The sequence below is a fragment of the Arthrobacter globiformis genome (assembly GCF_030818015.1).
Taxonomy (GTDB): domain Bacteria; phylum Actinomycetota; class Actinomycetes; order Actinomycetales; family Micrococcaceae; genus Arthrobacter; species Arthrobacter globiformis_C.
Map to the genome: position 1 here is coordinate 3,553,372 of NZ_JAUSZX010000001.1, position 26,753 is coordinate 3,580,124.

Annotated in this window: 15 protein-coding genes, 2 tRNA genes and 2 pseudogenes; 7 read left to right on the plus strand and 12 right to left on the minus strand. The window is 66.6% G+C overall.

Features of this window, described 5'->3' with window-relative positions; genetic code table 11:
* The first annotated feature begins 53 nt into the window (after nt 1–53).
* The 3 genes and pseudogenes from QFZ23_RS16630 (at nt 54) to QFZ23_RS16640 (ending at nt 4,352) form a co-directional block, all read left to right on the plus strand.
* Nucleotides 54–2,117: a TPM domain-containing protein gene (locus QFZ23_RS16630; RefSeq protein ID WP_306924553.1), complete on the plus strand. Its 2,064-nt coding sequence runs from the start codon at nt 54–56 to the stop codon at nt 2,115–2,117.
* Nucleotides 2,118–2,226: 109 nt separating this feature from the next.
* Nucleotides 2,227–3,018 carry a PspA/IM30 family protein gene (locus QFZ23_RS16635; protein WP_306924555.1) on the plus strand — a complete coding sequence of 264 codons (792 nt, stop codon included), beginning with the start codon at nt 2,227–2,229 and terminating at the stop codon, nt 3,016–3,018.
* A gap of 75 nt (nt 3,019–3,093) precedes the next feature.
* A pseudogene (locus tag QFZ23_RS16640) lies at nt 3,094–4,352 on the plus strand (cryptochrome/photolyase family protein).
* Between the two features lie 4 nt (nt 4,353–4,356).
* Here the strand turns inward: QFZ23_RS16640 and QFZ23_RS16645 are convergent.
* From QFZ23_RS16645 to QFZ23_RS16665, 5 genes are all read right to left on the minus strand, one after another.
* On the minus strand, nt 4,357–5,292 hold the full coding sequence (locus tag QFZ23_RS16645; protein WP_306924556.1) for a cytochrome b/b6 domain-containing protein: 936 nt from the start codon (nt 5,290–5,292) through the stop codon (nt 4,357–4,359).
* A gap of 163 nt (nt 5,293–5,455) precedes the next feature.
* Nucleotides 5,456–5,532, minus strand: a tRNA-Met gene (locus QFZ23_RS16650).
* 170 nt (nt 5,533–5,702) lie between these two features.
* A tRNA-Met gene (locus QFZ23_RS16655) sits at nt 5,703–5,776 on the minus strand.
* Nucleotides 5,777–5,946: 170 nt separating this feature from the next.
* Nucleotides 5,947–8,934: a UPF0182 family membrane protein gene (locus QFZ23_RS16660; RefSeq protein WP_306924559.1), complete on the minus strand. Its 2,988-nt coding sequence runs from the start codon at nt 8,932–8,934 to the stop codon at nt 5,947–5,949.
* 129 nt (nt 8,935–9,063) lie between these two features.
* On the minus strand, nt 9,064–10,224 hold the full coding sequence (locus QFZ23_RS16665) for a YlbL family protein (RefSeq protein ID WP_306924560.1): 1,161 nt from the start codon (nt 10,222–10,224) through the stop codon (nt 9,064–9,066).
* A gap of 221 nt (nt 10,225–10,445) precedes the next feature.
* Between QFZ23_RS16665 and QFZ23_RS16670 the strand changes: the two genes are divergently transcribed.
* Nucleotides 10,446–11,918 (plus strand): zinc-dependent metalloprotease, encoded by a 1,473-nt coding sequence (locus QFZ23_RS16670; protein WP_306924562.1) that lies wholly within the window; start codon nt 10,446–10,448, stop codon nt 11,916–11,918.
* Nucleotides 11,919–11,928: 10 nt separating this feature from the next.
* Here QFZ23_RS16670 and QFZ23_RS16675 read toward each other — a convergent pair whose 3' ends face one another.
* The 3 genes from QFZ23_RS16675 to nudC form a co-directional block, all read right to left on the minus strand.
* Entirely contained in the window at nt 11,929–12,531 is a 603-nt protein-coding gene (locus tag QFZ23_RS16675) for a M48 metallopeptidase family protein (RefSeq protein ID WP_306924564.1), read from the minus strand.
* Entirely contained in the window at nt 12,531–14,663 is a 2,133-nt protein-coding gene (locus QFZ23_RS16680) for an ATP-dependent DNA helicase UvrD2 (protein WP_306924566.1), read from the minus strand. Before QFZ23_RS16680 ends, QFZ23_RS16675 begins: the two co-directional genes overlap by 1 nt.
* A gap of 83 nt (nt 14,664–14,746) precedes the next feature.
* Entirely contained in the window at nt 14,747–15,799 is a 1,053-nt protein-coding gene (nudC, locus tag QFZ23_RS16685; protein WP_373427890.1) for an NAD(+) diphosphatase, read from the minus strand.
* A 164-nt stretch (nt 15,800–15,963) separates the two neighbouring features.
* Here nudC and QFZ23_RS16690 point away from each other — a divergent pair, with 164 nt between their 5' ends.
* Nucleotides 15,964–17,313, plus strand: coding sequence for a phosphotransferase (locus QFZ23_RS16690; protein WP_306924569.1), 1,350 nt, complete (start codon nt 15,964–15,966; stop codon nt 17,311–17,313).
* A 76-nt stretch (nt 17,314–17,389) separates the two neighbouring features.
* Here QFZ23_RS16690 and QFZ23_RS16695 read toward each other — a convergent pair whose 3' ends face one another.
* The 4 genes and pseudogenes from QFZ23_RS16695 to QFZ23_RS16705 form a co-directional block, all read right to left on the minus strand.
* Nucleotides 17,390–20,839, minus strand: a complete 3,450-nt coding sequence (locus tag QFZ23_RS16695) for an ATP-dependent helicase (protein ID WP_306924570.1) — start codon at nt 20,837–20,839, stop codon at nt 17,390–17,392.
* Entirely contained in the window at nt 20,836–23,721 is a 2,886-nt protein-coding gene (locus tag QFZ23_RS16700; RefSeq protein WP_373427891.1) for a PD-(D/E)XK nuclease family protein, read from the minus strand. The genes QFZ23_RS16695 and QFZ23_RS16700 overlap by 4 nt, the downstream gene beginning before the upstream one ends.
* Nucleotides 23,722–23,866: 145 nt before the next feature.
* A pseudogene (locus tag QFZ23_RS23800) lies at nt 23,867–24,244 on the minus strand (UvrD-helicase domain-containing protein); the annotation flags it as partial.
* Complete coding sequence (locus QFZ23_RS16705) at nt 24,241–24,657, minus strand: MGMT family protein (RefSeq protein WP_306924572.1); 417 nt, start codon at nt 24,655–24,657, stop codon at nt 24,241–24,243. The pseudogene QFZ23_RS23800 and the gene QFZ23_RS16705, both read right to left, overlap by 4 nt.
* Before the next feature lie 143 nt (nt 24,658–24,800).
* On the opposite strand from QFZ23_RS16705, the gene QFZ23_RS16710 reads away from it, so the two are divergent.
* Both QFZ23_RS16710 and QFZ23_RS16715 read left to right on the plus strand, forming a co-directional pair.
* Nucleotides 24,801–25,511, plus strand: coding sequence for a 3'-5' exonuclease (locus QFZ23_RS16710; RefSeq protein WP_306924573.1), 711 nt, complete (start codon nt 24,801–24,803; stop codon nt 25,509–25,511).
* A gap of 283 nt (nt 25,512–25,794) precedes the next feature.
* Complete coding sequence (locus tag QFZ23_RS16715) at nt 25,795–26,745, plus strand: ABC transporter substrate-binding protein (protein WP_306924575.1); 951 nt, start codon at nt 25,795–25,797, stop codon at nt 26,743–26,745.
* Nucleotides 26,746–26,753: the final 8 nt, after the last annotated feature.

Sequence of the window (26,753 nt, forward strand, 5' to 3'; positions counted from 1 at the left end):
ATTCTGTGACGGCTGTTCATCCCGAACCAGCCGCGGCGTGCTGAAGGGTTGCCATGCGGTCAATGTTGAAACGTGTTCTCGCCGTGATCGGCCTGACGGCAATGCTGGCGGCTCCGGCCGCGGCGGCCTGGGCCGAGGATCCGGTGAACATCCCCTCCGGCCAAAACATTGTCGACGACGCGAATGTCCTCGGCAGCCGCAAGGGCGAAGTTGAGGACTCGATCCAGAAGCTCCTCAAGGACCACAAGTACAACCTGTACGTGGTCACCGTGAAATCATTCAGCAACCCCGCTGATCCCAAGTCGTGGGGACAGGCGGTGGCCACCCAGAAGGGTATGGGACGTGCTGACGTCTTGCTGGCTATCTCCACCGAGGGGCGTTACTACTTCGCTCCAAACTCGGCAAGCGCCATAGCGTCGAAGACCGGGAACATCACGCAAAATGCAATCGCAACAAACCTCGGCGGCGGCAAGAAGGACTTTGCCCAAGCTGCAATTGACACTGCGGCCGCCATCGGTGACGCCGCGGGCGGCGGAAGCGGAACAGTCCCGTCGGGTGCCGGTGCGGGCACGGCCATCCTCGTTGGCGCCGGAGTCGTCGCAGCTGGCGGCGCGGGCACGTATCTTTACCTGCGCAACAGGCGCAAGAAGGCCGGCCAGGCGTCCAGTGCAAGCTACGGCCCGCAGGGCGCCGAACTCGATCCCCTGGCCGGCATGAGCATCGAGGACCTGCGCAGGAAGAGCGGTTCCCTGCTGATTGAGGCAGACGACGCGATCAAGACGAGCGAGCAGGAACTGGGCTTCGCCGAGGCGCAATACGGGGAAGCGGCCGTGGGCAACTTCACCAAGGCGCTCCAGGAGGCGAAGGCGCACATGTCCGAGTCGTTCAAGCTGCAGCAGCAGCTGGACGACCACATCCCCGATACCGAAGAACAGCAGCGAAGCTGGCTCGGCGAAATCATCCGGAGGTCGGAGGCTGCGCTGGCATCGCTGCAGGAGCAGAAGGCGGACTTCGACTCGCTGCGCGAGCTCGAGAAGAATGCGCCGCAGGCCCTCGCCGCAGTGGACGCCGGCGCCTCGGAGGCTGATGCGAAGATCGCCCGGGCTGACCAGACCCTGGCGGAGCTTCGGGGCAAGTATGCGGACAGCGCCCTCGCCCAAATATCGGACAACATCACGCAGGCCAAGGAACGGCTGGCCTTCGTTCAGAACGCCAGCGCCACGGCCCGCGAAAAGCTTGCCGCCGGAGAGGGGAGCCTCGCAGCCGTCGCCGTCCGTGCATCCGAGGAGAGCCTGCACCAGACAAACGTGCTGCTGGATGCAATCTCCAAGGTGGCCGGCAACCTGGACTCGGCCCGCCAGGGACTCGAATCCGCTGTTGTGGACACATCACAGGACCTCGCCCAGGCGCGGGCCATGATCCAGTCCGGCGCCCACCCGGAGCTTGAGGGTCCCGTGGCCGGAGTCGAAGCGGCCCTCGCCCGCGTCAAGAGCGAAATCCAGAGCGGCAAGATCGATCCCATCGCCACCCTCGAGCGGGTTGAGTCGGCGCACCAGTCACTGGACAATGCCCTGGGTGGGATCAGGGACCAACAGGAGCAGGCACGCAGGGCGCAGGCTTCACTGCAGCAGACCATCATGTCGGCGCAGGCCCAGATCAGTGCTACCTCGGACTACATCACGGCCCGCCGCGGCGGTGTCGGCACGGAGGCCCGGACCCGCCTGGCGGAAGCCCAGCGCAACCTCGATTACGCGCTGTCCATCTCCCGCAACGACCCCGTGACCGCGCTGACCTACGCGCAACAGGCGCACGCGCTGGCTGCCCAGGCGGCCCAGCTGGCCCAGTCCGACGTCGACAGTTTCGGCTACGCCAACCAGGGGTACGGCCAGGGATACGGGCGGGGCGGCATGTTCGGCGGCGGCGGAGGCGGCGGCCTTGGCGGTGCCATCCTTGGCGGCATCCTCATCAATTCCATCCTCAATGGCGGCAGCGGCGGTGGCTGGGGTGGTGGACACAGCGACGGCGGCGGCTGGGGCGGCGACTCCGGCGGAGGTGACTTCGGTGGAGGTGACTTCGGCGGGGGCGACTTCGGCGGCGGCGACTCGGGAAGTTTCTAGCCAGCAAACACTGGCGGCTGGCCCGGACCGACGGGCCGGCGGGTGGAAGCGGTACATGAACGTCACTGAATTCAGTGGCAAAACTCGGAGCAGGACGAAAGGTAACACCATGAAGCAGTCCATTTTCGGCCGCATGGCGCAGCTGGCAAAGGCAAACATCAATTCGCTGCTTGACCAGGCCGAGGACCCGCAGAAGATGCTGGACCAGATGGTCCGGGACTACACCAACAACATTGCCGAAGCCGAGTCCGCGGTGGCCCAGACCATCGGAAACCTGCGCATGCTCCAGGACGACTACAACGAGGACATCAAGAACGCTCAGGACTGGGGTCAAAAGGCCTTGGCGGCGTCCCGCAAGGCAGATGAGTTCCGCAGCGCCGGTAACCCGGCCGACGCCCAGAAATTCGACAATCTTGCTAAAGTCGCCCTGCAGCGCCAGATGTCGTCGGAAAACGAGGCAAAGGCAGCTGAACCGAGTATCGCGTCCCAGACCGAGGTGGTGGACCGGCTTAAGACCGGGCTGGACCAGATGAAGGGAAAGCTGAACCAGCTCACCAGCAAGCGCAACGAACTCGTGGCCCGTTCCAAGACGGCTGCCGCTCAGTCACAGGTTCACGACGCGCTCAAGAGCATCGATTTCATGGATCCCACCAGCGAGGTCGGCCGCTTCGAGGAGAAAATTCGCCGCGAAGAGGCCAAGGTCCGCGGCCAGCAGGAGCTTGCCGCTTCGAGCCTCGATGCCCAGTTCAACCAGCTTGAGGACCTCGGCGAGCAGACCGAAATCGAGGCGCGGCTCGCGGCGCTGAAGTCTGGCAATGCCAAACCGGCCATCGCAGCCGGGGAAACGGCGTCCTCCGCTTCCACGTCCACCGTGGACGAGGCGGACTTCGACAAGCTGTAATCTCCCACGCTGCACGAGGCCGGGATCCCAGCGGATCCCGGCCTCCGCCATCTCCTGGACGTGTAGCGTGAATCCATGGCTGCCACCATTGTCTGGCTCCGGGACGACCTGCGCCTCGATGACAACCCCGCCCTCGCCGCCGTGGCAGCCTTGCCGGACCCGGTGACGGTTGTCTATATCCTCGACGATGACTCCCCCGGCATCCGCCCGCTGGGCGCTGCAGCGAGGTGGTGGCTCCACCATTCCCTGTCCGCGCTCGCACACAGCCTCGAAGCGCACGGGTCACGGCTGCTGCTCCGCCGGGGCGCCGCCGCTACAGTCATCGAGGACCTGGCCGCTGAAACCGATGCGGACAAATTATTCTGGAACCGGCGGTACGGCCAGCCGGAGCGGACCATCGACGCCGGCATCAAGGAATGGGCCGCCGGGCAGGACATCGAGGCGACCAGCTTCCAGGCAAACCTGCTGTTCGAGCCGTGGACGGTGCGCACCGGCTCGGGCGGGCCGTACAAGGTCTTCACACCGTTCTGGCGTTCCTGCCTGGCCGGCGCCGAACCGCGGCTGCCGGCCGATGCCCCGGATCAGTTGCCGGAGCCCGCAGCAGGAAGGTCCGGCCGCCCGCCGGCCGGTGACCGTCTGGAAAGCTGGCGGCTCCTCCCCCGTCGGCCGGACTGGAGTGGCGGACTCGCCCGGACCTGGACCCCGGGCGAAGACGGCGCCAAGGAACGGCTGGAGAATTTTCTGGACGGTCCCGTGGAGGACTACGGCAGGGGACGGGACCTGCCGGGCGTCGAGGGCACCAGCCGCCTCTCACCGCACCTTCGCTTCGGCGAGATCAGTCCCTTCCGCGTCTGGCATTCCCTTCGGGAACGCTTCCTCCACCACGCACCGGCCGACGTCGGGATCTTCCGCAGCGAGCTGGGCTGGCGTGAATTCTGCTGGCAGCTGCTGTACGGGTCCGCATGGCGGCGGCGTCGTTCCTGGTGAAGAACATGCTCGCGGACTGGCGCGTGGGCGAGGCCTGGCTCTGGGACACCCTCGTCGATGCAGACGCGGCAAACAACCCGGCAAACTGGCAATGGGTGGCGGGTTCCGGCGCGGACGCGTCGCCCTATTTCAGGATCTTCAACCCGGTGACCCAGAGCAAGAAGTTCGACGCCGGAGGCAGTTACCTGCGTGGCTACATCCCTGAACTGTCGGACGTGGATGACCGGACCGTGCACGAGCCTTGGAAGAATCCGGCGGCGGCTCCCGGCTACCCAGAGCCGCTGGTGGGTCTGCAGGAATCCCGGGAACGGGCGCTGGACACCTACCAGCGGCTCAAGGAGGGGTGAGAACCTAGCGGCTGGTGACCTTGCCCATGAGGGAGGCGATGGGTCGCAGGAACAGCGGCCGGGCCAGGAACCACGCTGCGACCATTACCGCAACTGACGCAACGAAGAACCAGAAGCCGACCCAGCTCACGTCGTCGCTGCCGCCGTACATGTGGTTGAGGTTCCGGAGCGCGCCGGTCGCCAGGACCAGGAATACGTGCACCACGATGAAGGCCACGAAGTAGATCATCACCGGGAAGTGCACTGCGCGGGCGGCCTCGATGGGGAAGGCCTTGTTCAGCCCGGTGGCCTTTTTAGGCCACGCGGCGGACATCCGCAGGCCCGTGATGAAGGCCAGCGGAGCAGCGATGAACACCGTGGCGAAGTAGGTCAGCAGCTGCAGGGCGTTGTAGTTGACCCAGCCGTTCTCCGTGGGCCAGTTCAGCGAAGCGTACTGCAGGGCGGCCGAGACGGCATTCGGGAAAACATCCCAGGATGTGGGGACGATCCGGGTCCACTGGCCGGTTGCAAAAAGCAGGATCACAAAGACGAGCCCGTTCAGGATCCACAGCGCATCCAGTGTCAGGTGGAACCAGAGTTCCAGGCTGATCTTGGTGGGAGCCATCCTGGTCCTGATGAGGCCCTTGTTGTTTCGGGTCCAGTAGCCGCCGGGGCGGGTGGTGGTGCGGACCTGCCAGCCCGAACGGATGATGAGCAGCAGGAAGAAGGCGTTCAGGAAATGCTGCCAGGCCAGCCAGGCGGGGAAGCCGACGGGGGCGCCGGCGGGAAGCTCCGAATGCCCCGGGTAGTCCGCAACGAACGAGCGAACGTCAGGCAGGCCGGTGACCCACTTTGCGAGGAGCACCACCAGCACCAGGGCCACGAGCGCTGCAGGCACCGCCCAGTACAGCCTGGCGCGCTTGCCCCTGGCAGTGCCGGACTTGTTCTTCGTTGTGGACATCGAGCTACACGTTCCTCTCGAGAGTGACTGACCCGTGTGGGCGCCGTGCGCCGGCCAGGAATTCCGGGCCCTGCGAATAGAGAATACTAGGAACCCTGAGCACATGAACAAATGCTCCGGTAATGCAGAAAGCCCCAACCACCTTGTGGTCAGGGCTTCCTTCTGGTTGCGGGGACAGGATTTGAACCTGTGACCTCTGGGTTATGAGCCCAGCGAGCTACCGAACTGCTCCACCCCGCGTCGCTTGGTTAACACTACCCTACTTTTGCGGGCGCTTTGACCACGGCCGTCCGGCGGGGCCGGTGCCGACCAGCAGGCACCCTCCCCTCGGCCAACAAAACCTCCCGCCAGCCAAGTCGAGACAGCAAAAAACCCGGACCACCAAACGGTGATCCGGGTTTTTTCTTCAGTTGCGGGGACAGGATTTGAACCTGTGACCTCTGGGTTATGAGCCCAGCGAGCTACCGAACTGCTCCACCCCGCGTCGCAAGAACAACTCTACCGGCCGGTGAACAGGAGGCCAAATCCAAACGACGTGATCTGCGTCTCCGGCAAAGCGAAAGGCCGGCCCATCCCCTTTTGTGGGGATGGGCCGGCCTTTCACTTGGTCAGCGACCGCTCAATCAGCCTCTGGTCGGATCAGCTACGGCTCGATCAGCTGCTGGGTGACGGCGTCGGCGTCGCGGACGGCGACGTCGGGCTGCTGGCAGTTCCGGTGCCAAGCCTCGCCTCGGCGTCGAGCGCCTTCTTCAGCGCCGCTGACAGCTTCTTCTGCTGCTCGCCGTACGCCGCAAAGTCACCCTTCGCCAGTGCTTCCTGGCCGGCCTTTATGGCCGCATTGGCTTCATCCAGGGCTGCCTTCAGCGCTGCCTTGGCATCCGCCGAACCCGTTGGAGGCGGTGTGGTCCCGCCGCCCGGAGTCGTCGGTGTCTTGCCGTTGTTCGGCGAGTCTCCGGCCTGGGCTCCGGACCGGCCCCCAAACAGCTGGTTGAGGGCCTCGTCCAGGGTGGGGGCGAAGCCGATCTTGTCGCCAAAGGCAACGAGCACCCTCTGCAGTGTCGGGTAGGAGGTCTCACCCGTGGACTTGAGGTAGACGGGCTGGATGTATAGCATGCCCCGGGCGGCGGGAAGTGTCAGCAGGTTGCCGTTAAGCACATCCGATGCACCCTGCCGCAGCAGGTTCAGCGCCTGTGAGACTGCAGGATCCGAGTTGAACTTGTTCTGCGCCTGGCCGGGGCCGGGCACCTGGGCTTCGGGCGGAACCTGCAGGAGCCTGAGCTGCCCGTAGCTGTCCGCCTTCACGCCCTTCTTCGAACCGGCGTCGGAATCGGCCGCGAGGAAGCCGTAAAGGACGTTGCGGGCATTGTTGTTGACCACCTGCGGAATGTAGGACGACGTCAGCTGGAACGCAGGAGTCTTCTGGTCCGGCATCTGCAGCGACATGTAGAACGGCGGCTGCTTGACCTCCTGGGACACGGTGGGATCGTTCGGAACGCTCCAGGCGTCGTCGTTCTTGTAGAAGCTCACGGGGTCCGTCACGTGGTAGCGCCCCAGCAGCTCACGCTGGACCTTGAACAGGTCCTCCGGGTAGCGGACGTGGCTCATGACAGCGGCGGACATCTCCGAATAAGGCTTCAGGGTGGAAGGGAACACCTTCTGCCAGGCCTTCAGGAGGGGATCCTGTTCATCCCACGCATAGAGCGTGACGGAACCGTCGTAGGCATCCACGGTGGCCTTGACCGAGTTGCGGATGTAGTTGACGGAGCTGTTGGGCAGCGCCACATTGCGGCCGGCGGTGGTCTGCGAATCGGTGGTGGCGTCGGAAAGCTGTTCCTGCTGCGAGTACGGGTAGTACTGGCTAGTGGTGTAGCCGTCCACGATCCACTTGACCCGGCCGTCAACGACGGCGGGGTAGGCGTTGCCGTCGACCGTCAGGTAGGGAGCCACCTTCTGCACGCGTTCCCGCGGGTTGCGTTCGTACAGGATCTGGGACGCGTCGTTCACGCCGTCGGACAGCAGCAGGTCCGAGGACTGGAACTTGATCGAGTACAGGACCTTGTTGAAGAAGCTGCCAACGTTCGGGCCGCCGTTTCCGGTGAAGGTGTACTGCGTTTCGCCGCCCTCCTTCGACGCCGGGCGGTCCTGCTCGCGGTGCGGTGCGCCTTCCGGGGCACCCACGATCGAGTATTCCGGGGAGTCCTCGCCGAAGTAGATGCGGGGTTCGTAGGTCTCGTCGTTGCCGAGGACGCCGGTGGACGGGATGCCGGACTGCAGGAACTCCGGCTTTCCGTCTGCCGTGAACTTGTTGCCCTTCGCGGCAACAACACCGTAGCCGTGGGTGTAGACGACGTGGCGGTTGAGCCAGGACTGCTGGTCGGCGCTGAGGCCGTCCGGGTTCAGCTCGCGCACGGCGATGACGGTGTCCTGCACCTTGCCGTCCACCATGTACCGGTCGACGTTGAGCGCTTTGGGGAACTGGTAGTACGGGCGGAACTGCTCAAGCTGCGAGAAGGCGTCAGAGATGAGGTTCGGGTCCAGGAGCCGGATGTTGGCCGTGGTCTGCGCATCCGGGGCCAGGGCGCCGGCCGTGGTGGTGGTGGTGGCGTTGTACCGCTCCACCTTTACCTGGTCCAGGCCGTAGGCTGCCCGGGTCATGCCGATGTTGCGCTCGATGTACTTCCGTTCCAGGGTCTGCTCGGACGGGCGGACCTGGAACTGCTGGATGACCCACGGGTAGACGCCGCCGGCCAGGATGGAGGTGATGACCAGCATCGCCGTACCGATGACCGGAAGCCGCCATTTGCCAATAATGGCTGCGACGATGAAGAGGATGGCCACGAGGGCCGCCGCCACGGCAAGGATCGCCTTCGTGGGGATCACGGCGTTGACGTCGGTGTACAGGGCGCCCGCCCAGCGGCCGCCGCTGTTCTGCAGAGCGGAGTACCGGTCCAGCCAGAAGTTGATGCCCAGCAGGATCAGGAATGAGGCGCCGGTGACGGCGAGGTGGATCTGCGCGGCACGGCTCGTGAAGATGCCGCGTTCCATGATCCTGATGCTGCCGTAGAGGTAGTGCGTGAGGATGCCCGCGATGCCGGCCACGATTGCCACGCTGATCAGGAACCCGGTGACGAAGCCGAGGAACGGCAGCGTCATCAGGTAGAAGCCGATGTCGAGCCCGAACTCCGGATCTTTCTGGCCGAAGGACTCCTGGTTGAAGAACAGCATGACCTTCTGCCACTGGCTCGAGGCGGCGCTGCCGGCGAAGAGCCCGAACAGCACGGGCAGCCCGGTCATGACCACCCGCCGTACGGGTTCCAGCTGCGCCTGGTAGCGGTTGAGGTTATCCCGGATTTCGGAGTCCGGCGCGTACACCGGGCGGGCGTGGTAGGCGATGCGGATCGCGTAAAACACGGCCGCGAACATGATGAGGAAGCCGGTGGCAAAAATGCCGATCCTCGCCAGGTTCTCAGTCAGGAACACCTCGAAATAGCCAAGCTGCTGGTACCACAGGACATCCGTCCACACATTGGCGAAGAAGATGAACCCGACAACAACCAGCGCAACAACGATGAGCGTGGGCGTCAACGCACCGCGCCTTGTCTGGAGTTTTCCGGGCGGGGTGGGGCTGGCAGGACGGGACAAACTCGTACCTCATAGCTTTGTCAGTTGCTGGTCATGATTTTAAGTTTTCAGTGGAAGGCCCGCATAGCGCCGGCACCGGCTGTCAATTAGTGCCACGAGCGGACCGGAGCCTTAGTTCCTCGATTTAGTCTAGTTGTTGGTGCAGCCCGGAAGTCCCGACGTGTCGGCACCCTTGGCGGCCAGCTCCACGGCGGACTTTGCCTCGTCCAGGTTTTCCACCTTGACCACCTGCAGCCCGTCCGGAACATGCCCCACAACCTCGGCGCAGTTTGCAGCAGGAGCCAGGAACATAGAGGCCCCGTCAGCCCGGGCACCGTGCATCTTCACCGCGATGCCGCCGATCGGGCCCACTATGCCGTCGGGGCTGATGGTGCCGGTCCCCGCGATGTGTTTTCCGCCGGTGAGATCCCCGGGCGTCAGGGTGTCCATGATTCCCAGGGCGAACATCATCCCGGCGCTCGGGCCGCCCACCTTGTCCAGGGAGATCTTCACGTCGAACGGGAAGGTGAAGCGGTACTGCAGCAGGACGCCCATGATGTACCGTCCCGACGGGTTCTTGGCCGGTGTCACCGTTTCGGTCACCTGCTTGCCGTCCCGGCTTACGACGACGACGGCGGGCTTCCCCTTTCCGGCGGCCAGTTCGTCCTGGATCACCTGCAGTGACGTGACTGGTTTGGCGTTGATGGAGGTGAAGACGTCCCCCTTCTGCAACTTGCCCTGCGCGGCCGAACCCTCGGACAGGTCCGCTACTTCGAGCTTCTGCCCGTAAGGAATATCGAGCCCCTTCAGGGCCGCCGCCACGGCGTTCTCCTGCGACGTGGCCATGGCCACTGCGCTCTCCTGCTGGGATTCCTCCTTGGTTACGCCCGTCGGGAAGATCAGTTCCTCGGGGTACACCGCCTTAGAGCTGTCAAGCCACGCCGAGAACGCCTCAAAGACGCTCACGGGACCGTTGGGGCCGCCGTCGACATAGACAGTGGTGAGGTCGAGGTTCCCCTTGGCCGGGAACGTCTCACGGCCGGAAACGCTGATCACGGGCTTCGTATTTTCAGTGCCCAGTGTGTTGAACGTGGGCCCGGGCGATTCAACCACATACGGGACCGGCAGGACTGCGGCCGTCACGCCCAGCCCGAGCGCAAGAAGCCCGGACAGTGTCATCGCGGAGATACGGGGATCCCTGCCCCGTGCACGCCGGGACCGGCGGGCATCCTCAGTTCCATCGGGATTCCCGCCACCCGCGGCGGGCGCCGGGGACTCCTCTGCGGGCTGGCCGCCCTTGGTAATCGTCACTGAAGGACCTCTCCGCACCGCGTCGTTCAGCGCTGCACCGCGGCCGCAGCCCGGCGGACGGCCGGGCACAGCCTACATACGTTCCGGCTTCTAACACTACGCGTCCCTGCCTGCCGTTAGCTCTTTGCCTACAGCGAACGTCCCTGCTTTCGGCAGACAGCCGCTCCCGCACAGGGGTAGCGTGAAGTTGATTAATAGTCACACCGACGATCGGCGGGATCATGACCTCCAATCCACTCAATCCGTCCAACGGCGACGACAATCCAAAGGATCCGCTGGCGGAGATGCTGCAGAACCTCATGGGCGGCAAGGGCCTGGGTGACATTGACCCCGCAGAACTGGCCAAAGCCGCCGGACTGCCGAACGATCCCAACCTGCTGGCCCAGATGTTCTCCCAGGTGCAGGCCATGATGAGCGCGCCCTCTGAGGGCCCCGTCAACTGGAAGCTTGCCCATGACAACGCCCGCCGTGTGGCCGCGGGCAGCGCCGACCCCTCGGTCACGTCCGCGCAGTCACGCGAAGTGGATGAGGCGCTGCGGCTTGCCGAACTGTGGCTGGACCAGGTCACGGACCTGCCCGCTACCGGCCTCATCGGCAAGGCGTGGTCACGCGCCGAATGGGTGGAGGAGACGCTCGGCACCTGGAAGCGGCTGACGGAGCCTGTGGCCAACAGCGTGGCCAACGCCCTCTCCACCGCCATGACGGAGCAGATGCCGGAGGAGATGAAGTCCATGATGGGCGGCGCCTCGTCCATGCTGCAGAACGTGGGCGGCGCCATCTTCGGCATGCAACTGGGCCAGGCCATCGGCGCACTCTCCACTGACGTGGTCAGTTCCACGGACATCGGCGTTCCGTTGGCCGATCTGGAGATGGCACTGCTTCCCGGCAACGTGGCCAAGTTCGGCGAGGGGCTCAGCCTTCCCGAAAACGACATCCGGCTCTTCCTCGCCGTCCGCGAGGCAGCGCATGCCCGCCTGTTCGTCCAGGTTCCGTGGCTTCGCGGGCACCTGCTGGGTGCCATTGAGGCCTACGCGCGCGGCATCCACATCGACACGTCGCGGATCGAGGAGCTGGCCCGGGACCTTGACCCCAGCAATCCGGAGGGAATCCAGGAGGCCCTCTCGCAGGGTGTCTTCATGCCGCAGCGCACGCCGGAACAGGATCAGGCCCTGCAGAAGCTGGAGACTGCACTGGCCCTGGTGGAGGGGTGGGTGGACGAGCTCACCGCTGCCGCCACGGAAAAGGTGCTTCCCTCGGCTGCAGCGCTCCGCGAAACAGTCCGTCGCCGCCGGGCCACCGGCGGTCCCGCGGAACATGCGTTCGCTTCCCTCGTCGGGCTGGAGCTGCGGCCCCGCCGCCTCCGCGAAGCCGCCGCGCTTTGGGCATCGCTCAAGGCCGAGCGCGGCATCGACGGCCGCGACGCCGTCTGGAAACACCCCGACCTGCTCCCCACTGCCGAGGATCTTGACGATCCCAAGGGATTCAGCGAACGCCGCAAGCTCGCCGAGGCCAGTGACAGCGAAGTGGACGACGCCCTCCAGAAGCTCCTGAACGGCGGCTTTGACAGCCCCGCCGATATCGACGGCGAAAAGACTGACGGCGACCAGACTGACGGCGACCAGGGCGAAGCCGAAAAGGCCGACGGCGACGAGGGCGAAGGCGGCGAGGGCGACGCTCCGAAGAGCCAGGCGTAACCAGCGGTCTTTAAAGAGCCGGTTCTGCTTGTCCTGTTTCGCCGGCCGCGAGGCCGCGCGACGTGGCAAACGACACGCCCTCCAGGAAGGCCTTGGCACGTTCCGTTTCGGGATACGCCTCCAGCAGTTTCCAGAACGCCGCGTTATGACCTGCCACCAGCAGGTGCGCGAGTTCATGTAGCAGCACATAGTCGATGACCCACTGCGGCATGGGCCGGAGCTTGTCTGAAAGCCGGATGGACCCGTCGGAAGGGGTGGCTGAACCCCAGCGCGAGTTTTGGTTGCTGACCCACCGGACCGACGTCGGGGCCGACCTGCCGCCGAGGTACCTGGCCGAGAGCTGCGCAGCGTGCGCGGCCAGGGCCGCATCCGTGGAAGGCCGCCGCCCCGCACCGCTGGAACGCTTCTCCCCCTGGGTCCGGAGCTTCTCCAGCATCCGGTGAACCCAGTCCGATTCCTGTGCCCTGCTGAAATGGGCGGGGATTGCGACCACCGCGGTGCCGTTCTCCCAGAAGGCCGCGACTGTGCGGCGCCGCCGGGCGGAGCGGCGGACCTCCACGGGCGCGCCGTCGTGGGTGGTCAAAGGCGTGCTGGTCTCAAGTTTTCCAGGCATTACAGCGTGCTGCTTTCCGTCAGCACCGCGAGGACTGCCTCGCCGTACCGCTCCAGTTTGGACGGGCCAACGCCGGCGAGCCGGGCCAGTTCCTCAAGTGAGGACGGCCGGGCCTCGGCAATGGCGGTGAGGGTGGCATCGGTGAACACCACGAAGGCCGGGACGTCGGCGGAATGTGCGACCTCCTTGCGCCATTCACGAAGCGCGTTGAACGTCTGCTCTTCATAGCTGGGCGGGCACTGGCTGCAGCGTCCAACCTTCCGCTCGGCCCCGCTGGCCAGCATGCTGCCGCAGACGCGGCAGGAAGCGGGGGCGGCCGCCTTGCGGCGCGGCGCGGCTCCCCTCCCCCGCGCGGCCGAGCTGGCCACCGAGTCCGGGCGGAGCCCGTCGAGGAAGCGGGACGGCTTCCTGTTGGCGCGCCCGCCGGGGGTCCGGGCGGTGGACCAGGAGAGGGACAGGTGTTCGCGGGCGCGCGTGATGCCGACGTACAGCAGCCGGCGTTCTTCGTCCACCGCGGCGGGAGAGTCTGCGAAGGAGATAGGCATGAGCCCTTCGCACATCCCCACGAGGAATACCGCGTCCCATTCAAGGCCCTTCGCCGCGTGCAGGGACGCCAGCGTGACCCCTTGGACGGTCGGGGCGTGTTGGGCAACGGAGCGCTCCTGAAGCTCGTTGACAAAGTCAGCCAGGCCGAACTGCGGCCCCCGATTCTGCGCCAGCTCGTCCGCCAGAGCCACCAGCGCGGCCAGGGATTCCCAGCGTTCCCGCAGGGCACCGCCGCTGTGCGGGGCGGTGTCCGTGTAACCAAGTGACGCGACGATGTCGCGCACCAGCTGGCCAAGAGGCTGGGGGTCGGACTCGGCCGCGGCACGGGTGGCTGCCCGGAGCTGCAGGATCGCGTCGCGGACCTCCTTCCGTGCAAAGAAGCGCTCGCCGCCGCGCAGCTGGTAGCCGATCCCGGCCGACGCCAGGGCCTGTTCGTAGGCCTCCGACTGGCCGTTGGTGCGGAACAGGACAGCGATTTCACTCGCCGGCACGCCGTCGTCGAGGAGAGTGCGAATCTTGCCGGCGACCGTTGCAGCCTCGGCTTCGTCATCGGTGCATTCGGTGAATTGCGGCTGGGGTCCCGGGTTCCGCTGGGCCACGAGCTTCAGCGGCGCGGCCCATGCGGCATCGGCCGCGGGTCCGCCGCTCCGGCGTGAGGCGAGCAGATCGTTGGCCAGCTTGACCACCTGCGGAGTGGACCGGTAGTCCCGGACCAGCTTGACCACGTTCGCGTCCGGGTACTGGGCCTTGAATCCGAGGAGGTGCTTCGGAGACGCTCCCGTGAACGAGTAGATGGTCTGGCTGGCGTCACCCACGACGCACAGTTCATTGCGGCCGCCAAGCCAGAGTTCCAGGAGGCGCTGCTGCAACGGGGAAACGTCCTGGTATTCGTCCACCACGAAGTGGCGGTACTGTTCCCTGACCGTCGCCGCCACCTTGGGGTCTTCCTGCAGGATGCCGACGGTGATCAGGAGGACGTCCTCGAAGTCGATGACGTTGCGGTCGGTCTTGACGTCCTCGTAGGCCTGGAACACCCGGGCCACGGCCGTGAGGTCAAAGCCTCCCGGCGCGCCCCTGTCCTGCGCGTTTTCCAGGTAGTTGGCCGGAGTGAGCATGGACACCTTGGCCCACTCGATTTCCGATGCTAGGTCCCGGATGGAGACGCGGTCTGTGCTCAGCCGAAGCCGGCGGGCGGCCTCGGCGATCATCTGCGCCTTGTGGTCCAGCAGGTTGGGCAGCGTCCCGCCCACCGCCTGCGGCCAGAAAAACTGCAGCTGCCGCAGCGCGGCCGCGTGGAACGTCCTGGCCTGGACGTTTCCAACCCCGAGATCGCGGAGCCGGCTGCGCATTTCCGCTGCCGCGCGTGCCGTGAACGTGACTGCCAGCAGCCGCTGCGGGCTGTAAACGCCTGAGTGCACTCCGTAGGCGATCCTGTGGGTTATGGCGCGGGTCTTGCCTGTGCCGGCTCCGGCGAGCACGCAGAGCGGGCCAGTCAGGGTGGTTGCCACTTCCCGTTGCTCCGCGTCGAGGCCGCTAAGGATCCGGTCCTCGAGGGAGGCGTTGCCATCAGGATTTTCTGTCGTCACTTCTTGCTGCTTGCTTTGGGGATGGATGGGCTGCTCTGCCATGAAGGCGTCGACGGTAGGTGTGTTGCTGGCCGGCGGGCGGGTCAGTCCTCGGCCGGACGGTCCTGGATCACGCCGCCGTACCAGTGCTCGATGAGGGACCTGGCGATGGAGAGCCTGGTGGAGATCACGATCTCACCGCTAAGCACGGCTTCCTGGACTTCCTCCCGGCTGAACCAGCGCGCCCTGGTAACCTCTACGCCGTCGGGCTTTGCTTCTGTGTCGTCGGTGACGGCTGTAAAGCCGAGCATGAGGGACGCCGGGAACGGCCACGACTGGGAGCCCAGGTACTGGCACGCCTTGACCCGCACGCCCACCTCTTCCTGGATTTCCCGGACCACGGCCTGCTCGAGGGATTCCCCGGGCTCGACGAATCCTGCCAGTGTGGAGTAATTCTTTGCGTCCAGCGGACCTCCGCCGCCCAGCAGGACACGGCCGTCCGGGCCGACCACCGTGACGATAATGGCCGGGTCCGTGCGCGGGTAGTGTTCGGAGTTGTCAGCCGGGCACCGCCGGACCCATCCGCCGGCCTCCACATCTGTGACGGCGCCGCACCGCGGACAGTGGGTGTGGGTGGCGTGCCAGTTGGCAATGGCACTGGCCTCAACGAACAGTGCGGTGTGCGTCGGATCCAGTTGCGCGGCGACGTCCCGGAAGCCTCCCCAGGTGGCTCCGGCGGGCAAGCCGGCCGAACCGGGATCCACCGGTTCCGGCAGGATGAAAAGCAGGACGCCGGTTCCGGCGGGAAGGTCCTCGGAGCCGAGGGCCGCGCCGAGATAGATGATGTGCTCCGGGCCGGACGCCGACCTCTCGAGCCGGTCCAGCAACGGTCCGGCTTCTGCCAGGACGAGCGCATCCCCGTGGACCAGCGCGTGCCGGCCGGACAGGAGCATGGCCTTGGCGGTTCCGGCCGCCAGGAGGTCCGGAACGAGGCCGGGCCTCATCCGTTCAACCGACCCCCTGTTGACCATTGCGGGCCGAACCGGCAGCACGGTGTCGATGAGATGGTTGGCTAGCAGTTCGCCTGCCGCCAGCTGATGTTCCGGCATCGTGCCCGCCGCTTGACCGACCGGCGCAGCGGCCTCCGCGTGACTCATGTATCCACCGTACTGACTCGCAGTGACAATTTACATTTCGGGAGGGCACCTGCAGACCCGGACAGTGCGTCTGTACTTGCCTCGCGGTATCCATATTTAGGTGGATCTCGAGACTCGCCGCGACACATCATTGTCTTGGACGCCGCTCAATCTACCGTGGAACCGTGAGAAGAGAACCAATCGAACTGGCAGCTGTGGCCACCGCGGCAGTTCCCGGACTGAGCCCGACCGCTGTGAGCTCTGCCCCGGATGACCCGGCAGACTTTGATTCGGCCCTCCTTCTTGATGCAGAAGGCAAGCGCTGGCGTGTCCGCTCACCCCGGCACGCGGAAGCAAGCACCAGGCTGGAGACCGAGTTCCTGGTACTGCGCGCCTTCGCGCCCGCCATCCGGGCCGAACTGCCGTTTCTTATGCCGACCGTGGCGGGCACCGTCCGGCAGCAGGACCTGACCACCTTCGTGTACTCCCACCTGCATGGCGCCACGCGCACCGTCGAAGAGCTGACGGCGGGTCCGCCGCAGCTGGCGAAGGAGATCGGCACGGCGCTGGCGGCAATCCACGACCTGCCCCGCGCACTGGTGAGCAACGCCGACCTGCCCAGTTACACGCCGAATGAGTTTCGCCAGCGCAGGCTCAACGAGCTCGACCAGGCCGCGACCACGGGCAAGATTCCGGCCCTCCTGCTCCGGCGCTGGGAGCACGCCATGGAAGACGTCTCACTGTGGCGGTTCAACCCCTGCGTGGTGCACGGTGATCTGCACGAGGACAACCTGCTGGTCGAGGACCACCGCGTCACTGCCGTCACCGGCTGGACCGACCTGCGCATCGGCGACCCCGCCGACGACCTCGCCTGGCTCGTGGCATCCAATGAGCACGAATTCGTCGACGCCGTGGTCAAGCACTACACCGCGAAACGCCGGGACGCGCCGGACAACCACCTGCTGCGCCGCGCCGCGCTCTCAGCCGAATTTGCCCTGGCCCAGTACCTCGTCAAGGGCATCGCAGCGGCCGACGCCGACATGATCGCCGAGGCCGAAGGCATGCTTTCCACGCTGGCCGACGACATCGCCGAATACGGCGGCCAGCCCATCAGCGTGGAACCCCTGCCGCCGGCCCAGCCCGACTCCCCGCCAACCGGCCAGGCACCGGCCTCACCCGGCCTCGTTGACGCCCCGGCGGCCACCGACATTTCCGAGGCCATGCCCGCCGTCCACGTCACGCCAATCCCGGTTGATGTGAAGCCTCTCCCGGTCGAGGTGGCGCCCATCCCGGTCGAGGTGGCGCCCGTCCCGGCTGACGAGGAGGACCCCTGGAAGAATGCAGACCAGCCGTCAGGGCAGGACACGTCGCAGGGCGCCGTTGAAGATGACGCGGCGGAGGATGCCGGCGCATCTGACGATGCCGAAGCGGACAGGGTACAGGACGGGACACCGGAAGATGCCCAGGCCGCGAAGCCCTCAGGCGCGGACACCTCCACCGTCGCCCTCACGGTGGTCGACGCCAAGACGACCTGACTGGGCCGGATTCCCACACGCCAATCTTCCTAACCGGCCAGCCTTCCGCCCTGTCCTGCCTAACTGAACAATCTTCCTAACTGGCGAGGGCGGCGGCCACGATCCCTTCCAGTTCGGCGCCTGACGCGAGGTCGTGCGGGCGTACCACATGGTTGTCCGCGACGTAGAAGAAGGCAGCACGGACCTCCGCGAGGGGCACGCCCTTGAGCCGGGCCCAGGCCAGCCGGTAGACGGCCAACTGGACGCTCTTGGTCTTCAGCTGCCCTGCCGACGGCCGGCGGCCGGTCTTCCAGTCCACGAGGTCCCAGCCGCCGTCGGCGTCCCGGAACACAGCGTCGATGCGGCCGCGGACAACGACGTCGCCGATGCGGGTCTCCACGGGGACTTCCACGTAGGCGGGTGACCTGTGTGCCCAGCGTGAGTCCTTGAAGGTAGCGACCATGTCGTCGAGGCCGTAGGCCTCGTCAATGTGGTTGTCGGAGCCGGGCGCTTCGCCGAGATCCAGCATTCCCGCCGTTCCGAAGTACTCTTCCACCCAGGCATGGAAAGCGGTGCCCTTGCGCGCGGACATGCCCGGTTCCCGCGGGACGGGCCTCCTGAGCCGCTGGACCACGGCCTCGGCGTCCTCCCCCAGGTCCACGAGGGTGGACGCTGAGATATGCCCGGGCAGATGCACGTCGCGGCTACGGGCCCGCCTGGCGCGGCGTTCCAAAAGGAGGGCGGCCTCGCGCTCCCAGTTTGCCGCCTGGGGGCGCAACCCATGGCCCTCGGAGATCCCCGGCGCACCAGTTTCGACAGCGGCGATCTCGGTGAGCAGCCGGTCGGCGGCACGGTCCATGGCCGCCCTACGTCCCGGCACAAGCCGGAGCCGGTTGCCGTTGCGGGGGTCCACAGGACCTTCCAGCGGATCATACGGCCAGGCCGCCACCTCCAGCTCCCGGGTGAGGGGACTTTCCTGGGGCAGGGAGTCCTCAACGACAGAGCCAGGGTGGATTTCCGCAGTTTTCTGTTCTGCCAGCGGCGCCAGCTCAGCAAGGAAGGGCGACATCTCCGCCATACCGCCGCGTCCGCCGACCCACGCTCCACTGGAAATCCAGAGCACGTGCTTGGCCCGGGTGTAGGCAACGTAGGCCAGCCTCCGTTCCTCAGCCTCGCCGTGGGCCTGAACGTCTCCCTTGAACACCTTCTCGGCGTCCAGCCACCCCTTTTGGTCCGGCTGGTCCAGATCCCACTGCGGAAGATCGGCACGGTCACCCCGGAGGGGCCAGGGCAGGGCCGCGGAACCGCTGCTCCACCTGGAGTCACGGCTGCTGGGGAACGCGCCCGAGTTCAGGCCCGGCACGAACACGACGTCCCATTCGAGACCCTTCGAGGCGTGCACAGTCAGCAGCTGCACGGCCTCGTGGTTGACGTCCGCGGGCGGCACATCCAGGCCGCCCTCCTCCGAGGCTGCCGCCTCCAGCCATGAAAGGAAGGCCAGGACGTCCACCCGGTGAGATGTCTGCAGGAACCCGGCGGCCGCGTCCTGGAACGCATCCAGGTTCCGCCGCGCCTGGTGAATGCTGAGTCCGGGCCTCGCGGCAACCTCGATGTCCAGCAGCATGGCCCGTTCCACCTCGCCCAGCAGGGTGGTCAGATCTTCCCCCATCAGCGCCCGAAGCTGCCGCAGTTCCGTGCCCAGGCGCTGCAGCCGTTCGCGGGCAGGAGGGGTCAGGCTGCGGCCGTGCGCGGACGTCCACCCTTCGTTGGGTAGCCAGTCCAGGGCTTCGACGAGGCTTGCGGCGTCGGTGATGTCGCCCTCGATGACGACGTCGGCGGCCTCCGAATCCTCATCACCCGACGGATCGTCCACGCCCAGCCCGCGGCCGTTATCGACCATGCCGCGGCGCCGAGCCAGAAACGCGGACCAGTCCCGGAACGCCATGAGGTCGGCGGGGCCGATCCTCCACCGGGCACCGGCCAGGAGCCGCATCAGCGAATCCGAACGGCCCGGATCGGCCAGGACCCGCAGCGTAGAGACCAGGTCCACGATTTCGGGAGTGTCCAGCAGCCCTCCCAGGCCCACAATCTCATAGGGGATCCCTGTGGCCTCGAACTCCTTGCGGAGGCACTCCATCTGCGCGCGCCTGCGGCACAGGACGGCCATGGCAGGCTGGACGCGCGGTTCCGGGGAAGAGCCGTCGAAATCCGTTGCCCGGAACCTCAGGAGATCCTTGGCGATCGCCGCTGCTTCATCTTCATCGGTGGCAAAACGGCCCAGCACCACCCGGCCCTGCACCGCCGCCGGGCTCGGCCGGAGCGCAGGCACCTCCACGGCCGCGCCGGAGGACCGCTGCCCTGCGGGTCCGGTCTGGGCCGCGGCGGCGCTGAGCGGAGCCGAGATCAGGTTGGCCGCGGCCAGGATGTTGCGGCCGTTCCGCCAGGCAGTGGTCAGGTACGAAACGGGGGCGGGACGCCGGGACGCCGTCCCTGTCGGGCCGTCCTCGCAGACCGGAAATTCGTTGACAAAGTGGAACAGCTGTCCGGCGGACGCCCCGCGGAAGCCGTAAATGGACTGGTTCGGATCACCGACGGCCGTGACTGCGTGGCCGTCCCCGAAGAGCCTGGAGAACAGCACCAGCTGGGCGTGTGAGGTGTCCTGGAATTCGTCCAGCAGCACCACCTTGTAGCGCTGCCGCTCCATCTCGGCGGCCAGGGGCACCTCGCGGGCCACGCGTGCCGCGAGCGCCACGAGGTCGCCGAAGTCCAGCGCTCCGCGTGCCCTTTTTGCGTCCGCGTACCGCCCCACGAGCTCTGCCACACTGGCCCGTGTCCGGAGCATGGCTCCGAGTTCGCCGGCGGCCTGGCTGGGGTTCTTCTTGGCCCCGGCCACATACGGCAGGGCCTCGAACTCGGCGAGCCGCTGCATCAGCCAGCCCTGGACACCGTCCGGGTCCTGGAGGTGCTCCGCGCACTCCCCCGCGAGCTGGATGACGGCTTTGACGAGGGTGGACTTGGCCACCCTGAAATGCGAGTACTCGCCGTCGAACGCCTCAACCACCTCACTGGCCAGCTGCCAGGCCTGTGCGCCGCCCAGCAGCACGACATCCCGCTCAATCCCGAGCCGCAGGCCGTAGTCGGAGACGATGCCGCTGGCAAACGAGTGGTAGGTGGAAACCTTCGGCTCCAGGGCATCAGCGCTGAGCAGCGCCCCGGCCACGGCGCCGCCGGAGTCACCGCTGGCCGTCCGCTGCAGCGCACTGAGTTTGGCGCGGATGCGGCTGGCCAGTTCGCCGGCTGCCTTTCTGGTGAACGTGACACCGAGGACTTCCTCCGGCTTGACCCAGCCGTTCGCGACCAGCCAGACGACGCGGTCTGCCATGGTGGCCGTCTTGCCCGAGCCGGCGCCTGCGATAACCAGCCGGGGGGCAAGCGGTGAGGAGATGATGGCCGACTGTTCCGCCGTCGGCAGGTTTTTCTCACCCAGCAGGACGGACAGCTCTTCGGGACTGAACCTGGGCTCGGGCAGCTCTGCCGTCCGGCTCATTCGGTAACCTGCTTTCCCCGCGCACACAGCGGACATACCTCCGGCAGCCGGCAGCCGTGGCCGCCGAAACCGGCCTTGGCGGGATCGTGCCTTGCCTCGAACTCGTGGCCGGACATCACCGCGGCGGCGTCGTTCACCATTTCCATCGCCCAGTTATCCCCCGGGTCCAGCGGGTCCTGGTGCTGGATGCCCGGGCTCTTGGTGGTTGTGCCCAGCTGGGCCAGCACGGCACCGCCCGGCCGGGGCTTGGCGTCGGCAGCCTCGGCGGTGTCAAAGCCCCCGGCAAGCACGGCCGCCTGATAAGCGCCCAGCTGCGGGTGCCTACCCAGTTCGGCCTTGCCCGGCTGGCGCTTGCCCGTCTTGAGGTCCACGATCACCAACCGCCCCTGGGCATCGATCTCCAACCGGTCCACCTGCCCGCGCAGGACGGCTGACCGGGGACCCTCATCGGTGGGAACATCCTCTCGGGGAACAGCACCGGGCTCGGGCAGGATCACCTCAAAGTCCTGCTCGACCCCCACAAGGCGTCGGCCCTCGCTGCGCATGACCAGAATGTACTGCGCCAGTTTCCGGACCATGGCTTCCGCCCTACGGAAGTCCAGTTTGCCTTCCCAGTTGTCCTTCATGCCGAGGGCCGGCCACCGCCGGACGAGTTCGGCGAGGTATTCAGCTCCGCTGGCGTCGGGGAGATCCTGGGCGATGGCGTGCACCAGCGTTCCGAGGCTGCGGGCGAAGTCCGTGGCCGCTTCGCCTCCGGCGGCCTGGATGAACCAGTCCAGCGGGGATTTCTGCACCGACTCCACCTTGGACGGCGAAACATAGACGGTGCCGCCCGGTGGCACCACACGGTCCACGGACGTCAGCGGGGCCAGCCCCCACCAGGTGTCCGGATGGGCTCCGGGAACAGGAGGCTCAGCCGTGGCAAGGCGGGCCAGGACACGCACGGCCTCATCCGCCTCGGCGGCCAGCCTGCCGTCGAGCTGGGCGTACTGGCGGAGTTCTGCCACGAGCGCGCGCAGCGTCAGGGGCCGTTCCACGGGGGTGTAGCCGCGCCCCTCCTGGCCCGGCAGCAGCGGCGCAACGTAATCCAGGAAGGACGAGGGCTGTTCATCCTCCGAAGACACGGCGGTGCACAGCAGCACGTCCTTTGCCCGGGACACTGCCGTGGAAAAGCTGCGGAGCTCGTCGTAGCGGATCTCCCGCAGCCGGCTCAGCGGACCAAGCTGGAGCGCATACTCCACGCCGTGTTCGACGGCGTCCGCGAACAGTGTGCTGCCCAGGAGCTCGCCGCGGAGGCGGGTGTTGGGCCAGACGCCTTCCTGCAGGCCGGCGACGATGACGAACGGCCATTCCCGGCCGGCGGCACTGGCGGGCGTCATGAGCTCCACGGCGTCGTCAACCTGGGCCCGCGCCGCCAGGGTGTCCATGGGCAGTTCCTGGTTCAGCAGGTATTCCAGGAACTGTTCCGGGCCGGACCCGGGCATCTGGTCCACGTAGCGCTCGGCCGTGTGGAACAGCGCCATCATGGCGTCCAGATCCCGGTCCGCCCGCGCTCCGACGAGTCCGCCGGCGAGCGCAGCGGCCGTCCATGCCGCCGCGAGCCCGGTGGAGTGCCAGAGGGCCCACAGCACTGTCTCGGCGTTGGCACCGGGTTCGGCAACGGCCTTCCGCCCGGCTTGGATCATCCGCGCGACCCTTCGCGCCGACCGGCCCTCGATGCCCAGTGAGCCAAGCGCGCCGGGCTCAACGAGCGCCTCCACGAGCAGGGAATCGCTGGAGCGTCCGCCGCCGCCCAGCAGCTCCTCCCGCCGGAGCGACTGGCGGAGCCGGCGCAGTTCGAGGGACGTCGCACCGCCGATCCGGGATGTCAGCAACGACACCGCCGATTCCGGGGTGAGGACCTCGGGATCCAGGGCCACCGCGTAGGCGTCGAGCAGCGGACGGACAGCCACCTCATCGCGCACGGCGGACTCGGCCACCGGAATCCGCACCGGAATTCCCTGGCCGGAGAGGTAGCGCTGCAGCTGGCTCAGCTGGCCGCCGTTCCGGACGATGACGGCGATGTCCTCCAGCGGCCGCCCGTCCCTGATGTGCGCTTCGAGGATCCTTTGGGCGACGTACCGCAATTCATGCACCGCCGAGGGCAGAAGGTGCGCTTCCACGGTGCCGCGTGCCGGCTGGGCAGAGTCACCGGTGGCTGTATCCGCCGAAGCAGTGTCACCGGGGTCCCCAGCATTGTGAGCGGGGTCGGAAGCAACCGGGTCCAGACGGCGGGCGAGCTGGCCGCCGGACCGGAGGGAAATCCGGTCCGCCACCCCCAGCCAGGCCTGGGCCACAGCCGGCTGATGGCGGTGGGCATGGGACAGCGGCTTCTCGACGACTGTCCGTTCCTCGCCGCCCAGCAGGCCCGGGAGCTCAGCCACGAGATCCGGCCGCGCTCCACGGAACCCCTGCACCACCGTGTCCGGTGCGGACGTCACATAGACATCCTTGCCGGCGGCCACATCGGCCAGGAGTTCGAAGACGGCGGGGTTGGCCTCCTGGATATCGTCCACAAGAATCAGCTGGAGACGGTCGTGTTCCGCCGCCAGGAAGTCCGGGAAATCCTGAAAGAGCTGGCGGGCGGCGGTGATGATGCCCGCGGGATCGAATGCCTCCGGCATGCGCAGGTCGAGGACGTCGCGGTACTCGGCATACAGTGCCCCAGCGGCAATCCAGTCCGGCCGCCCGCAGGCGTGGCCCAGGCCGGCGAGGTCCTCGGCGGTGCGGCCCGTCTCTGTGATCCGGGTCGAAAAGCTGGCGGACCTCGTGCCGGAACCCGCGCGTGGGCAGGGCGGCCGTGAGGTCGTCGGGCCAGGGCAGCCCGAGGCCCGGCAGGTCATGGCCCTCCAGCAGTTCCTTAATGATGAGGTCCTGCTCGGGGCCTGACAGGAGCCGCGGGGCCTTCGACAGCGGCAGGAGCCCTTCCGCTTTGGCGCGGCGGATGAGGTCAAAGGCATACGCGGCCCAGGTGCGGGCAGGCGTGGTGCTCAGGCTCCGGTTCAGCCTGGCGGTAAACCGGTCCCGCAGGGTGTCCGCGGCAAGCCGTCCCGGGGCAAGGATGAGGATTCGTTCGGGGTCCACCCCTTCCGCCTCCACCCGGCGGATTGCCGCCTCGATGAGCACGGTGGATTTTCCGGTTCCGGGCGCTCCGGGGACCAGTACGGGGCCGGCTCCCCGGGGCACTTCGACGGCGGCCAGCTGGTCCGCAGTGAGGACCGGAACGCGGGAGTGCACCTGCCGAGGGGGCAGCAGACGAAGACCGGCAGACGGAAACGGGGCGGCGGAGAAGGAGTCCGCGTGGTCCCGTTCCGAAGTGAGTACGGACGCCTGATCGGCGGAGGTCTGATCGAGTGTTGCGGTCACACGGACATTCCATCATCCGGGACTGACAATTTTCGCAGCGACGCTTCCAGCCGCTCGGCAATCATGTCCAGGGCGTCAAAATCGGCGTCGGACGGCGCCCACCGCGCAGCGGTCAGATCCACCCGCCACCGTCCCTCGCCCGTCCTCGCAAACCCGCGATAGTCCCCGCGCAGGGGCGTGCCCTCCTGCCGGTAGTGGCTGAGTGCCTCGGACTCGTGGCCATCCGGCGCCAGGCCGCTGGCCCGCAGCACCCGCCACCATGGGACGCCGCTGCCGTAGTGGCTCAGCACGGACCCCACCTGCCGGGGCCCTCCGGCACCAAGAAGCTCAGCGACGTCGCCGTAGGCCACCGCCGAGCCGGCCGGGATGAGGTCAACCACCGCCAAAACCGCCTCCACGTACTCCGCCCGCATGCCTTCAGACTATCGGCGGTACGCACCATCAGCGGTCAGGACAGGCGCCGTGTGCGTCTTCCCACACCGTGTCTTCCCACACCATGCCGGACACGCGGCGGGCAAGCACCTTTACTGTCGGTGCCTCCGGGTAATTTGGAGCCATGAGCACTTGGAACACTCTCCCCCGGGCCGCGTTCGACCTCGAAACCACGGGCCGCAACTCCCGTGCCGCCCGGATCGTGACGGCTTCTGTCACCGTGGTAGACAGCTCCGGGAACGTGGTTCGCGAGCATGAGTGGCTGGCCGATCCGGGGGTTGAGATTCCGGCTGAGGCGAGCGATGTCCACGGGATCACCACCGAACACGCCCGCAGCCACGGCCGGCCTGCGGCCGAGGTCACCAAGGAAGTCGCTGCCGTGCTCCAGGGGCTCTTCGACGACGGCGTTCCGGTGATCGCCTTCAACGCCAGTTACGACTTCACCGTCCTGGCCGCCGAGTCGGCCCGCTACGGTGTGCCGCAGCTGAGCCGGTTCCCCGTCCTGGACCCGTACATCATGAACAAGCAGGTGGACCGTTACCGCAAGGGCAAGAGGACGTTGACAGCCCTGTGCGAGGAGTACGGCGTGGAGCTGGAAAACGCCCACACATCGGCCGCGGATGCACTGGCAACTTTGCGCATGCTCGACGCCATGGCCGGAAAATTCCCCAAGCTGAGCATGCCGGCCGGCCAGTTGCACCAGCTTCAGGTGGACTGGGCCGTCAGCCAGGCCGCCGACTTCCAGCAGTACCTCCGCAAGACCAAGCCAGCCGCCGTCATCGAGGGTGACTGGCCCGTGCTGCCTCCTGAGGATGCCAGCCGCGGCAGCTTTTGACTGCGACGCAATTCACAAACGCGAGCTCGCCCCGGCAGCGTCCCCGCGGCGCCTTGCTGATTCTGTAACAGCAACTTCAGTCATTGCTATTGGCCCGTCAATCAGGCGAAACTCGCATTATATTCGATAGAACGTGCACATCGCATTCATTACGTCGTCTAACGGCTGAGTTAACGGCAGGTGAGACAATTATGTTTTGCGGGCGCGCCCTCTGCGGAGCCGGATCTCGGCCACAGACGGCTTGACTGCCCGCCCTCGTTTATCCCAATGAAAGTGATGCGTGATGAAAATCAAAGCCTTGAAGTGGCTGTCCACGGTTCCCGTAGCCGTAGCCCTGGCCGTATCCCTGGCTGCTTGCGGTGGAGGCACCGCTGCTCCCAGTGGCTCGTCGACCGACGCCCTCGCCGGCAGCGACCAGCAGACGCTGGACAAGTACACCACCAAGGACGTCACCGCGCTGGACAAGATCGACAAGTCCAAGCTTGGCCTGATCACTCCCGGCACGCTCAAGGTCGGCACCCTTTCGGACGCGCCGCCCAACATCTTCATCGACAAGGAAGGAAACTTCACGGGGTACGACAACGAACTCCTGAAGGCCATGGCGGCCAAGCTCGGCCTTAAGGTGGAGTTCGCGTCGACCAAGTTCCAGGGCCTCCTGGCGCAGGTGAAGAACAAGCAGTTCGACGTCGGCTCCTCCTCCATCTCCACCACGGACGCCCGCCGCGAGACCGTGGCCTTCACCAACGGCTACGACTTCGGCTACATGGCGATCGTGACCAAGGATAACGCGAAGGTGAAGTCCTTCGACGACCTGAAGCAGGGTGTACGCATCGGCGTCGTCCAGGGCACCGTCCAGGACGACTTCGTCACGAACACGCTGAAGCTCGAGCCGGTCCGCTTCCCGGACTACAACACGGTCTACGCGAACGTGAAGAGCGGCCAGATCGACGCCTGGGTTGCCCCTTCGCAGCAGGCCGAGGGCCAGGTCAAGTCGGGCGACGGCACGAAGATCGCCGAGAAGAAGGTCAACACCCAGAACTTCACGGCCTACGCAGTGGCCAAGGACAACAAGCCCCTCACTGACGCGCTCAACTCGGCGCTCGATGCCGTGATCGCCGACGGCACCTGGACCAAGCTCACCGCCCAGTGGTACACGGACCGCCCGACCATCAAGGAGCAGACTCCTGAGGGCTGGAAGCCGGGCAGCAAGGCCGTCCAGGTCCCCACGAAGTAACCAACTGA